This window comes from Clostridium gasigenes, assembly GCF_017348895.1.
GTDB classification, from domain to species: Bacteria; Bacillota; Clostridia; order Clostridiales; family Clostridiaceae; genus Clostridium; species Clostridium gasigenes.
Window position 1 is genome coordinate 1,936,180 of the sequence record NZ_CP071376.1, and the last position, 15,154, is coordinate 1,951,333.

Annotated in this window: 2 protein-coding genes; both read left to right on the forward strand. The window is 26.4% G+C overall.

Going from position 1 to position 15,154, the window contains the following annotated elements; genetic code table 11:
* Positions 1-7 precede the first annotated feature (7 nt).
* Positions 8-12,505: a non-ribosomal peptide synthetase gene (locus J1C67_RS09175; protein ID WP_207253584.1), complete on the forward strand. Its 12,498-nt coding sequence runs from the start codon at positions 8-10 to the stop codon at positions 12,503-12,505.
* 159 nt (positions 12,506-12,664) lie between these two features.
* Positions 12,665-15,151: an ABC transporter permease gene (locus J1C67_RS09180; protein WP_167867674.1), complete on the forward strand. Its 2,487-nt coding sequence runs from the start codon at positions 12,665-12,667 to the stop codon at positions 15,149-15,151.
* Positions 15,152-15,154: the final 3 nt, after the last annotated feature.

A 15,154-nucleotide genomic window follows, 5' to 3' on the forward strand; every position in this document is an offset into this window, starting at 1 on the left:
GAAAATAATGAATAATGAATTAGAAGATTGTAACAATATAAATATAGGGAATTGTTATTATGACAATATAAAATTAAGTCAATTAGTTAAGCCTGAATTAACATATGATTATAAAAGTAATGTATATTCTAAAGGTGAAATGAATTTTCAATTAAATGATAATTTGGTTGAGAAACTAAGGCTAATTAGTAATGAACAAGATTTACTTTTGTATATGATATTTTTGACTAATTTAAATATTGTATTATATAAGTATACTGGAGATAATAGTAATCTTATTGGGGTACCGCCGTATTCAATATCTAATAAAATTAGTAAAACTATTATTGATAAGGTGCTTTTGTTTGTAAATGAGATAAATAAAGAGAGTCTTGTGAAAGAATTATTAGTGAAAACACAAGAAAAGCTATCAAGTTTATATGAGAACCAAGAGAAAAATATTTCGTTAGAGTTAGTAAAGAAAAAATATTGTAAGAGCATTATTGATTTAACATCTATAGCTATATGTTTTAAATCAATAAATAATATTGAAGATATAGAGTATATTTGTAATTCTAGTAAGAATGAAATTTCAATATGTATAGATGAAAATCTAAACATTAATATTATTTATAATAGTAATATTTTTAGCGAAGACTACATTAGTAGATTTGGTAAAGTTTTCATTAATTCATTAGGAGAGATAGTATCTAATTTTGATAAAAAAATAATGGATTTAGAAATTATAGATAGAGAGCAAATTGATGAAATTATAATCGAATTTAATAAGAATAAAGATATAACTTTTGATACTTTTGAAACATTTATAGAAATGTTTCAAAAGCAAGCTCAAAAAACTCCTAATAATATAGCAGTTATTTTTAAAAACAAGAATTTAACTTATAAAGAATTAAATGAAAAATCAAATATTCTTGCAAGGGTGTTAAGAAGAAATGGGAGTAAGACTAATAAATTAATTGGATTATTATTTAATAGATCAGAAGAAATGATAATTTCAATTTTAGCAACTTTAAAATGTGGGGCAGGGTACTTGCCAATTGATCCAAATAATCCAAAAGAACGTATAGAGTATATGATAAAAGATGCGAATTTAGACATGATAATTACATCTAATGATTATATAGACATAGCTAATGTTCATAATAATGTAATTAATGCCGAGGATGAGACTATGTATAAGGGGGATACTAGTAATTTAGGAGAAATAAATCTACAAAATGATTTAGCATATGTTATTTATACTTCTGGAACTACTGGAAAACCAAAAGGAGTAATGGTTGAACATAATAGTTTAAGCCATACATTAAAGTGGCTGCAAAGAGAATATAAATATAATGAAAAAAGTGTTGTATTACCTATAATTAATTATGCATTCGATGGTTTTATAGTATCCTTAGGCGGAATATTAATTTCAGGTGGAAAAGTAATAATTGTTGATAATAATGAAATGACTAATCCTATATATATAAGTAACTATATATATAAATACCAGGTTACAGAATATATTAGTGTACCTTCTATATATTCAAGTATTCTTGATTATATTAACGAAAATAATCAAATAGCAGAAAGTTTAAAGATTGTAACATTGGTTGGAGAAAAGATGCCAAATAGTGTTATTAGAAAAACTAAAAAATTAAATAAAGATATTGAAATAGTTAATAGGTATGGACCATCAGAAAATACAGTAGATACTACTATAATGAGAGATGTAGTTAATGCTGATAAAAATATCATTGGGAGACCTATATCTAATAGTAAGGTATATATATTAGATAAAAATAATAAGATTGTCCCTATTGGTATTAAAGGTGAAATTTGCATAGGAGGTTCTAGGTTAGCGAGGGGGTACCTAAATCGACCAGAATTAACATCAGAAAAATTTATAGAAAATCCATTTGTTAAAGGTGAGAGGATATATAAGACAGGAGATTTAGCAAGATGGCTTCCAGATGGGAATATAGAATTCTTAGGGAGAATAGATGATCAAGTTAAAATAAGAGGAATACGTATAGAACTTGGAGAAATTGAAAACAGACTATTAAATTATGAAGATATAAAAGAAGTTGTAGTAGTAGCAAAGACTAATGAAAAAGACGAAAAATATTTATGTGCTTATTATGTAAGTGAAAAAGAGATAAATAAAGATTCGTTGAAAGATCATTTAAGAGAGGCTCTACCAGAATATATGATTCCCACATATTATATTTATTTAAATAAAATGCCATTAACTAATAATGGGAAAATCGATAAAAGAAAGTTACCAGAAGTAGATTTAGAGGCATTAATAAATAATGAATTTGAAGAACCAAGAAATAAAAAGGAAGAAATATTAGTAAGTATATGGAAAGATGTACTTGGGTCAGAAAGAATAGGAATAAATGATAACTTCTTTGAGTTGGGAGGAAACTCCTTAAAAGCAACTGTATTATTGAGTAAAATACAAAAAGAACTTAATATTGAAATACCATTAAAGGAGCTATTTAAAAAATCAACGATAAAGAGTTTAAGTAAAATTTTAAATGAATGTCAAAGTAGCTTATATAAAGAAATAGATAAGTGTAAAGAAGCAGAATATTATGAAACATCATCAGCACAAAAGAGAATGTATATGCTACAACAAATAGAAAAAGGAACTGTATATAATATGCCTATGGTGTTAGAAGTAGAGGGTGAACTTAATATTAGTAAAATAACCAATACTTTTAATCAATTAGTAAAGAGACATGATGCGTTGAAAACATATTTTGAGGAAGTAGATAATGAGGTAGTTCAAAAAATAGGTAATAATTATAATATTGTTCTAGAAAAAATAGAGAGTGACGAAGATTTAGAATCAACAATTAATTCATTTATAAGACCTTTTAATTTAAATAAAGCACCATTATTTAGGGTGAAATATTTAGAAAAAGATTATAAAAATTATTTATTGATAGATATGCATCATATTATAAGTGATGGAGTATCAATGAGTGTTTTGATGGAGGAATTTAGGGAAATATACAATGGTAATAATTTAGAAGATTTAAGAATTCAATATAAAGACTTTGCAAAATGGCAAAATACTTTATTAAGAAAAGAAGAGGGAAATAAGTCAGAAGAGTATTGGTTAAATATTTTCAAGGATGAGATACCAGTATTAAATTTACCATATGATTATAAAAGACCAGTAATTCAAAGTTTTGAAGGTGATAAAATAGAGTTTAAATTAGATGGAAAATTATCAAATGATGTAATTAAGTTATCTAAAGATACAGGAACAACAGTTCATATGATATTATTCTCTATTTTCAATATACTACTTTCGAAATATGGTGGACAAGATGATATAGTAGTAGGAATACCAGTGGCGGGAAGAGAACATGCAGATTTAGAAAATGTGATGGGGATATTCGTAAACACATTAACTATAAGGAGCAAAATAAATCCTGAAGTAAGTTATCTTGATTTATTAAATGAAGTAAAAGAAAATTTATTATACGCATATGAAAATGAAAGTTATCAATTAGAAGAATTGATAGATAAACTGAATGTAAATAGAAATACAGGAAGAAATCCTTTATTTGATGTTATGTTTAATATGATAAATAAAGATAGCAATGAAGAAATAAAATTAGATAGAACGAACTTCAGGATGTTAAGTAGGGAGAGCAATATATCGAAATTTGATTTAACTTTAAATGCATGTGAATATGAAGAGTCTATAGAATTTAGAATAGAGTATTGTACAAAGTTATTTAAAGAGAAAACTATAAAAAGATTAGCCAATCATTATATAAATATATTAAGTAGTATAGTTAGAAATAACCAAATTATTATAAAAAAAATAAATTTAATTACTGAAGAAGAGTGCAATAAAATAATTAATGTATTCAATAATACTAGAGTAGCGTATCCAAGTGAAAAGACGATAAATCAATTATTTGAAGAAATAGCAGAAAATACTCCAGATAAAATAGCAGTAAAATTTCAAGAAGAAAGTTTAACTTATAAAGAGTTAAATAAAAAAGCAAATAGAATAGCAAGAGTATTGGTAGAAAAAGGAATAAGACTGGAGGAGAGTATAGGAATACTATCAAATAAATCTATAGAAACGATAGTGGGCATAATAGGAATACTGAAAGCTGGAGGATCCTACTTAGCGATAGATAGTAAGTATCCAAAAGAAAGAATTGAATATATGTTAAAGGACAGCAAAGCTAGGATTGTGCTTATAGCTGAGGAGAATTATGAAAAGTTCGATTTCGATGGAGATATGATAAAAATAAAAGAAGTTTCTGAGTCGGATACTAGTTCAACCAATATAGAGAGTATGAATACTAGTAATAGTTTGGCTTACATAATGTATTCATCGGGAAGTACTGGTCAACCCAAAGGAATATTAGTAGAGCATAAAAATATTATAAGATTAGTAAAAAATACTGAATATGTTAAATTCCAGGAAGGGGATAGGATTCTTCAGACTGGAGCAATAGGATTTGATGCTTCAACATTTGAGATATGGGGAGCTTTACTTAATGGGTTAAGCTTATATCTAACTAAGTTTGAAAACATACTTTCTGCAGAGTTATTGGAAAAGGAAATAGAAACAAATAATATAACAATATTATGGTTAACAAGTGCATTATTCAATCAATTAGCCCAAGAAAATCCTAAGATTTTTAAATCATTAAGATATTTAATAACAGGTGGAGAACGAGCAACACCAAGTTATTTTAATAGTGTGAGAAACAATTGCGATGATGTAAATATTGTAAATGGGTATGGACCTACAGAAAACACAACATTTTCAACGACATATTTGGCGGATAAGGACTATGAAGATAATATACCTATAGGAAAACCAATATCAAATTCAACAGTATATATAGTTGGTAAAAATGGAGAGCTATTACCTGAAGGTATATATGGAGAGATATATGTAGGAGGAGATGGTGTAGCTAGAGGCTATTTAAATAAGGAAGAATTAACAAGGGAGAAGTTTATAGAAAGTCCTTTTAATAAAAATGAGAGACTATACAAGACCGGAGATATAGGAAGATGGAGAGAAGATGGTGTTGTGGAGTATCATGGAAGAATTGACAATCAAATAAAATTAAGAGGATTTAGAATTGAATTAGATGAAATAGAAAGTTGTTTTGAAAAATATAAAGGCGTAAAAGAAGTTGCGGTAGTAGTTAAAAGAAATAAACAAAATGAACAATTTATATGTGCGTACTATACAGTTAAAGAGAGTGTGGATAGGGGCAGTATAAGAGACTATTTAAAGAGCTGTTTACCAGGATATATGATTCCATCCTATATAAAAGAAGTAGAAAAGATGCATATCACTACAAATGGAAAGATTGATAAAAGGTTATTACCAGAGATAGATTTTAGTGAAATGATAAATACAAATTATGAACCACCAAGAACTGATATAGAAAAAAAAATAGCGGAAATATGGGAGGAAGTATTAGGGATAGAAAAGGTTGGTATAAACGATAATTTCTTCGAAATAGGAGGGAATTCTTTAAAAGCAATTTTAGTAACTACTAAGATAGGTAAAGAACTAAAGAAGGATATATCAGTTAAATCTATATTTGAAAATCCAATAATTAAATTACTTTCAAAATATATAGATGAAAGTATAGATACAGTATATTCAATGATAGAAAAAGTAGAAGAGCAAGAATATTATAAAATGTCATCTGCTCAAAAGAGAATATATAGTATTCAAGAATTTGAAAAAGAAAGTATAGCATATAATATGCCTTTTATATTTAAAGTAGAAGGTGGAGTTAATAAAGAAAAATACGAACAGATTTTTGAAAAGCTTATAAAAAGACATGAGTCATTAAGAACTTATTTTGAGAATAGAGATGGAGAATTTGTACAGAAGATTAACTCCAATTTTAAATTTAATATAAGAACTTTAGAAGCTAACAGTTTAGATTTGAAATCTCTTATTAAGCATTTTGATTTAAATAAAGCTCCTTTATTGAGAGTTGAAATAATAAAAGTAAATAATGAGGAATATTTACTTATAGATATACATCATATAATTGCAGATGGAATATCTATAAAAATATTAATAACAGAATTTATTAAGTTATATAAGGGAGAGAAGTTAGAAGAAATAGAGATACAATATAAAGATTATGCAATTTGGCAAAATAATTTATTGGATTCTAATAAGATAAAGAAAGAAGAGATGTATTGGTTAAATATTTTTAAAGGAGATATACCAGTTTTAGATTTAGCATATGATTATGAAAGACCTCTAATTCAAAGTTTTAATGGCAATAACAAGCATTTTATCATAGATAAAAAACTTATTAAAAGGTTAAGAGGTTTAAGTAGAAAAACAAAGACTACAATGAATATGGTGTTTTTAGCTGCATTTAATATATTATTAAGTAAACATAGCAGTCAAAATGATATTATAATAGGAATGCCTATAGCTGGAAGAAGAAATGTAGAAGTTCAAAATATTATTGGTATGTTTGTAAATACTTTAGCGTTAAGAAATAAGCCATCTAATAATAAAACATTTATTGAATTTTTAGAAGAAGTTAGGGTGAATACTATAAATGCATTTGATAATCAAAGTTATCAATTGGATATGTTAATAGAAAAATTAAATATTGTTAGAGATATTGGAAGAAATCCATTATTTGATGTAGTTTTTGATTATAAAGAAAGTAGTGATGATATAAATATCAGTGATCTTTCATTTAAGCTAATTCAGTCTGAAGGTAAAATATCAAAGTTTGATATTTCTTTAGGTGTAGTAGATTGTGGTGATACTATAAAATTAAACTTTGAATATTGTACTAAATTGTTTAAAGAAGAAACAATTGAATTATTTATAGAAAGATATATAAATATTTTAGATAGTATATGTAGTAACACAGAAGTGAAAATATCTGAAATAGATATGCTATCTCAAGATGAAAAGAACAAGGTAATAAATTGTTTTAACGAAACAAAAGAAGATTATAATAAAAATATTACTATAGTGGAGGCGTTTGAAAATCAAGTTAATACAAATAGTAATAACATCGCAATAGTATATGGAGAAGAAAAAATAACATATGGCGAGCTTAATGTAAGAGCTAATAAAATAGCTAGTACATTAATAGAAATAGGAATAAAAAAAGATGAAATAGTAGCAATAAGATTAGAAAGATCTATTGAAGCTATTGTAGCGATAATAGGAGTATTAAAAACAGGGGCAGCATATTTACCGATAGATGTAGAATATCCAGAGGAAAGAGTTAAATACATGTTAGAGGATAGTTATGCGAAAGTACTAATAACAAGCAAAAAATTTGAATCAGATTTTGAATTAAAGCAAGACAAGTTGTTAATAGAGGAATATAAAACAAGTGTAAATCATGAAAATGTAAATATAGAAATAACAAATGATAGTATAGGGTATATTATATACACTTCAGGGAGTACTGGAAAACCAAAAGGTGTGTTAGTTACGCATAAAAATGTGATTAATGTGTGTAATTGGTTTGGTAAAAGGTATGACGTAGAGAGTAATAAAAATGTATTGCATAACACAAGTATAGCATTTGATGTATCGATAGAAGAAATATTTGGAACACTGTTAAATGCAGGAACAATTTATATTACAAGTAAAGAGGAATCTTTAAATAGAGAAAAAATACGAAGTCTAATAAAGAGAAATAATATAAATATAGTACAATTAGTCCCGGTAACAATACAAGAATTTATGTCTGAGGGAGAAAGGTTAGAAAGCGTAAAAGTATTAATATCTGGTGGAGAAGCATTATCAGTAAAAACAAAGAATGAGATACTGAATATTGGGTATAACTTATACAATTGTTATGGGCCAACAGAAACAACAGTAGATGCAATAACAACAAAATGTGAAATAAATAATAGAGTTATCATAGGAAAACCGATAGGAAATACAAAAGTATATATATTAGGAAAAGATTTAGAATTAAAAGGTATAGGAATAGCAGGTGAATTATTTATAGGAGGAGATGGATTAGCAAGGGGATATCTAAATCGCCCAGACTTAACATTAGAAAAATTTATAGAAAATCCATTTGTTAAAGGTGAGAGGATATATAAGACAGGAGATTTAGCAAGATGGCTTCCAGATGGGAATATAGAATTCTTAGGAAGAATAGATGATCAAGTTAAGATACGAGGATTTAGAATAGAACTTGGAGAGATTGAAAACAGACTATTAAATTATGAAGATATAAAAGAAGTTGTAGTAGTAGCAAAGACTAATGAAAAAGACGAAAAATATTTATGTGCTTATTATGTAAGTGAAAAAGAGATAAATAAAGATTCGTTGAAAGATCATTTAAGAGAGGCTCTACCAGAATATATGATTCCCACATATTATATTTATTTAAATAAAATGCCATTAACTAATAATGGGAAAATCGATAAAAGAAAGTTACCAGAAGTAGATTTAGAGGCATTAATAAATAATGAATTTGAAGAACCAAGAAATAAAAAGGAAGAAATATTAGTAAGTATATGGAAAGATGTACTTGGGTCAGAAAGAATAGGAATAAATGATAACTTCTTTGAGTTGGGAGGAAACTCCTTAAAAGCAACTGTATTATTGAGTAAAATACAAAAAGAACTTAATATTGAAATACCATTAAAGGAGCTATTTAAAAAATCAACGATAAAGAGTTTAAGTAAAATTTTAAATGAATGTCAAAGTAGCTTATATAAAGAAATAGATAAGTGTAAAGAAGCAGAATATTATGAAACATCATCAGCACAAAAGAGAATGTATATGCTACAACAAATAGAAAAAGGAACTGTATATAATATGCCTATGGTGTTAGAAGTAGAGGGTGAACTTAATATTAGTAAAATAACCAATACTTTTAATCAATTAGTAAAGAGACATGATGCGTTGAAAACATATTTTGAGGAAGTAGATAATGAGGTAGTTCAAAAAATAGGTAATAATTATAATATTGTTCTAGAAAAAATAGAGAGTGACGAAGATTTAGAATCAACAATTAATTCATTTATAAGACCTTTTAATTTAAATAAAGCACCATTATTTAGGGTGAAATATTTAGAAAAAGATTATAAAAATTATTTATTGATAGATATGCATCATATTATAAGTGATGGAGTATCAATGAGTGTTTTGATGGAGGAATTTAGGGAAATATACAATGGTAATAATTTAGAAGATTTAAGAATTCAATATAAAGACTTTGCAAAATGGCAAAATACTTTATTAAGAAAAGAAGAGGGAAATAAGTCAGAAGAGTATTGGTTAAATATTTTCAAGGATGAGATACCAGTATTAAATTTACCATATGATTATAAAAGACCAGTAATTCAAAGTTTTGAAGGTGATAAAATAGAGTTTAAATTAGATGGAAAATTATCAAATGATGTAATTAAGTTATCTAAAGATACAGGAACAACAGTTCATATGATATTATTCTCTATTTTCAATATACTACTTTCGAAATATGGTGGACAAGATGATATAGTAGTAGGAATACCAGTGGCGGGAAGAGAACATGCAGATTTAGAAAATGTGATGGGGATATTCGTAAACACATTAACTATAAGGAGCAAAATAAATCCTGAAGTAAGTTATCTTGATTTATTAAATGAAGTAAAAGAAAATTTATTATACGCATATGAAAATGAAAGTTATCAATTAGAAGAATTGATAGATAAACTGAATGTAAATAGAAATACAGGAAGAAATCCTTTATTTGATGTTATGTTTAATATGATAAATAAAGATAGCAATGAAGAAATAAAATTAGATAGAACGAACTTCAGGATGTTAAGTAGGGAGAGCAATATATCGAAATTTGATTTAACTTTAAATGCATGTGAATATGAAGAGTCTATAGAATTTAGAATAGAGTATTGTACAAAGTTATTTAAAGAGAAAACTATAAAAAGATTAGCCAATCATTATATAAATATATTAAGTAGTATAGTTAGAAATAACCAAATTATTATAAAAAAAATAAATTTAATTACTGAAGAAGAGTGCAATAAAATAATTAATGTATTCAATAATACTAGAGTAGCGTATCCAAGTGAAAAGACGATAAATCAATTATTTGAAGAAATAGCAGAAAATACTCCAGATAAAATAGCAGTAAAATTTCAAGAAGAAAGTTTAACTTATAAAGAGTTAAATAAAAAAGCAAATAGAATAGCAAGAGTATTGGTAGAAAAAGGAATAAGACTGGAGGAGAGTATAGGAATACTATCAAATAAATCTATAGAAACGATAGTGGGCATAATAGGAATACTGAAAGCTGGAGGATCCTACTTAGCGATAGATAGTAAGTATCCAAAAGAAAGAATTGAATATATGTTAAAGGACAGCAAAGCTAGGATTGTGCTTATAGCTGAGGAGAATTATGAAAAGTTCGATTTCGATGGAGATATGATAAAAATAAAAGAAGTTTCTGAGTCGGATACTAGTTCAACCAATATAGAGAGTATGAATACTAGTAATAGTTTGGCTTACATAATGTATTCATCGGGAAGTACTGGTCAACCCAAAGGAATATTAGTAGAGCATAAAAATATTATAAGATTAGTAAAAAATACTGAATATGTTAAATTCCAGGAAGGGGATAGGATTCTTCAGACTGGAGCAATAGGATTTGATGCTTCAACATTTGAGATATGGGGAGCTTTACTTAATGGGTTAAGCTTATATCTAACTAAGTTTGAAAACATACTTTCTGCAGAGTTATTGGAAAAGGAAATAGAAACAAATAATATAACAATATTATGGTTAACAAGTGCATTATTCAATCAATTAGCCCAAGAAAATCCTAAGATTTTTAAATCATTAAGATATTTAATAACAGGTGGAGAACGAGCAACACCAAGTTATTTTAATAGTGTGAGAAACAATTGCGATGATGTAAATATTGTAAATGGGTATGGACCTACAGAAAACACAACATTTTCAACGACATATTTGGCGGATAAGGACTATGAAGATAATATACCTATAGGAAAACCAATATCAAATTCAACAGTATATATAGTTGGTAAAAATGGAGAGCTATTACCTGAAGGTATATATGGAGAGATATATGTAGGAGGAGATGGTGTAGCTAGAGGCTATTTAAATAAGGAAGAATTAACAAGGGAGAAGTTTATAGAAAGTCCTTTTAATAAAAATGAGAGACTATACAAGACCGGAGATATAGGAAGATGGAGAGAAGATGGTGTTGTGGAGTATCATGGAAGAATTGACAATCAAATAAAATTAAGAGGATTTAGAATTGAATTAGATGAAATAGAAAGTTGTTTTGAAAAATATAAAGGCGTAAAAGAAGTTGCGGTAGTAGTTAAAAGAAATAAACAAAATGAACAATTTATATGTGCGTACTATACAGTTAAAGAGAGTGTGGATAGGGGCAGTATAAGAGACTATTTAAAGAGCTGTTTACCAGGATATATGATTCCATCCTATATAAAAGAAGTAGAAAAGATGCATATCACTACAAATGGAAAGATTGATAAAAGGTTATTACCAGAGATAGATTTTAGTGAAATGATAAATACAAATTATGAACCACCAAGAACTGATATAGAAAGAAAAATAGCGGAAATATGGGAGGAAGTATTAGGGATAGAAAAGGTTGGTATAAACGATAATTTCTTCGAAATAGGAGGGAATTCTTTAAAATTAGTAAGTATTGTTTCCAAAATCAAAGTTGATTTAAAGATAAAAATTGATTTGACGTTAGTATATAATTATCCGACTATAAAAGAAATGTTGCTATATACAGGCAAAATGGAGAAGGAAGAATATGTAGGATTACTAAATAATAAATATAATAAAAACATTTTTGTATTTCCACCTATAGCTGGATTTAATATAATATATAGTAATTTATCAAAGTTAATAAATCAATATTCATTTTATGCATTTAATTTTATAAATAAAGATAATTTAATTCAAGAATATGTAGAAAAAATTATTGAAATACAAAAAGAGGGATCATATGTATTATTAGGATATTCGGCTGGAGGAAATTTAGCTTTCGAAGTGGCTAAAGAATTAGAAAAAAGAAATTTAAATGTATCAGATATTATAATGTTAGATAGTTATAAACGTATCAATAGAAATAATAGTATAAATACTAAAGATGAGGAGGAACTATATAATAACATTTTAGTAGAAGCAGAAAAGAATGAATTATATAGAAATTATTTACAGGACAATAATATTAAAGAAGAAATAGTGAATAATGTAGAAGGATATTCTAAATATTTAAACAACACTATTAATACTGGATTAGTAAATTCATATATACATTTAGTTAAATCAGAAGATAGCAATAAGTTTAATGATGAAATATCAATATATGGTTGGAACAATTCAACTAAAAAAGAATTCAAAATTTATGATGGTTTTGGGAATCATGAAGATATGTTGGGATTAATGAATTTATCTAATAATGCTGAAATATTAAATAGTATTTTAAGTGTAATTCAATAAATTAAGTTACAAATGTATATATTACATAAATGTAATATATACATTTGTTTTGTAACATAAAGCAATGGATTTAAGCTTGAGAGAAATGATAGAATTAATTTATAAACAAAAAATATTAGTTATTAGTGAAGCAATTAAGTTATTAATAGGGGGGGAAAGATGAATATTTTAAGTAAATATTTATACAAAACAATATTTAATAAAAAGGGGAGAGTAATATTAGTATTATTTTCTATTACATTAAGTGTATCATTATTAATTGGTGCATTGGGTGCAACTAAATCAATGATAGGTAGTATTGGAGATGTATATAAAAATTTATATGGAGAATATAATTATGTAATATCATCGTCGAGCCAAGAAAAACCATTTGTGGATGTAGATGATATAAAGGATGTTAATTTATCTGATAGTTGCAAGATTATTAACATCGGAGGATATCTAAGTGAAAATGATTCAAAAAATGTAAATTTATTTGGGATGAGTTTAAGTGATTTTAATAACTTTGGAGTTATGAGATTAATAGATGATAAAAAGCTTGATAGCTTAAATGATAATGAGATAGTAATTTCAAAGAAAACTAGTGATACATTTGATTTAGAAGTAGGGGAAGATGTAAAAGTAAAAGTATTAGGAAAAGAACATACTTATTCAGTTGTTGGAATTGCAATAAATAGAGGGTTATTTTCATCGGATTCAGAAGATAGCATTAACTTTATTTTAAATAGTAAAACAGTTTCAAAGTTATATGGGATAGAAGATTTATATACTCAGGTATTTATTGAAGAAAAAAGTAATGATTTAGAAGGATTTGAAAAAAACTTTAATAAGAATAATCAGGAAAATAAAATGGTTGTAAAAGAGTTAGGAGATAAGGAAAATCAAGAATATACAATAAATATGATTAGTTATGCAATGTATATTATACTAGCTATTGTATTAGTTATTACAATTTTTCTTATTAACAGTTCATTTAATATGATCATTATTGAAAGGTTATCAACATTAGGGACTTTTTTAAGTCAAGGGGCAACAAAAGGTAGATTGATATTTATGCTCTTGAAAGAAAGTATGATTTATGGAATGATTGGAGGAATATTAGGGTGTATTGGAGGTCGATTCTTCATAAATATTTTAGCTGAAATAGGAAATCCGATGAAAGAGTATGGAATGAAAGCTATAGTAAATTATGATATTTCACACTTTAGTATAGGTATAATATTTGCGGTAATTATATCAGTTATTTCAGCAATATTCCCTATTATAAAAATAAAAAATATGCCTGTAAAAGAAGTAATTTTAAATACAGCAAGTGTAAAAGAAAAAAATTCTATAATTACATTTATAGTTGGAATTTGTTTAATCATTATTTCTATGGTTATCCATTTTATGGGAGAAAGTACGGAGTATGCACTAGTGTCAATATCTTTATTATTATTTATTATTGGTGTTATGATCGCAATCCCTAAAATGGTAGAAGGTTTATTGAAACCTGTAGTAATCCAACTAAGAAAAGTAAGTGGATTATTAATGGTTGCTACTAATAATGTAAGAGTATCTAAATTATTATTAAATAATGTTAGGTTATTAGTAGTAGCAATAATAGCTATGTTAATGATAACAGGAATAAGAATTTCTTTAGTTGATGAAGTATTAGGTGCATATCAATCTATGGATTTCAATGTATACGTAGAGGATGAGTCAAAGGTTCCTAGTAAGGTAAATGAAGAAATAAATAATCTGACAAGTGTACAGAAAATATATGAAGCAATAAGTATTAATGGATCTAAAGTTAATGATAGTGAAGATGTGAAGTTAGATTTATTTGCAGTAGATACCAAAAAATGGCAAGGGTGGAATGACTATATAAGATATGACAATGAAAAGGTTGATCTTGAGAAATTAAACAGTGTAGAAAAAGGTATAATACTATCTAAGAGTATAGCTGATAGTAATAATTACAAAATAGGTGATAAAATTAAGATAGATATAAATGAAAAAGATATTGAAGTAGAAGTTGTTGCTTTAGTAGATTCTAGAATGTTTTACGGTGGTAATTTTAATTTAGTAAATATGGATATGGTGAAAAAAGAAACAGATTATAAATATCCTAATAATTATTATATAAAATCAAGTTTAAATGAAGAAAAATTAAAAGAAGCTTTAGAAAAAGATTTAAAAGGAACAGGGGCCAAAATATCTACTAAGTCATTTATTGAAGATAATAATAAAAAGGATATGGAGCAGATTACAAATATATTAGAGGTATTTTCATTTGCAACTGTAATTATAGTAGCATTTGCAATCGTAAGTAATATAATAATATGCTTTATGCAAAGAAAAAAAGATATAGCAGTAATTAGTGTTGTTGGATTAAATAAAGGAGAAAAGAATTTGTTATTGATGGTAGAATCATTATTACAAGGCTTTGTGGCATTGGCATTTGGATTTATATCTATTGTTGGAATAAATATAATTTTAAATGATTTTATGAAGTATCTTGAAACAAGTTTGATAATAAAATATCCTGTTAGTAAATTAGTACCTACGGTTACTATAGTTATGATAGTAATGTTAATAGCTGCATCTTTTGTAGTAGTTAAGGGAAATAAGTTATCTATGATTGATGAAATAAAATATGAATAGAGG

Coding starts and splice junctions, on each gene's coding strand:
- J1C67_RS09175 (WP_207253584.1), top strand. CDS start 8: ATGAATAATGAATTAGAAGATTGTAACAATATAAATATAGGGAATTGT.
- J1C67_RS09180 (WP_167867674.1), top strand. CDS start 12,665: ATGAATATTTTAAGTAAATATTTATACAAAACAATATTTAATAAAAAG.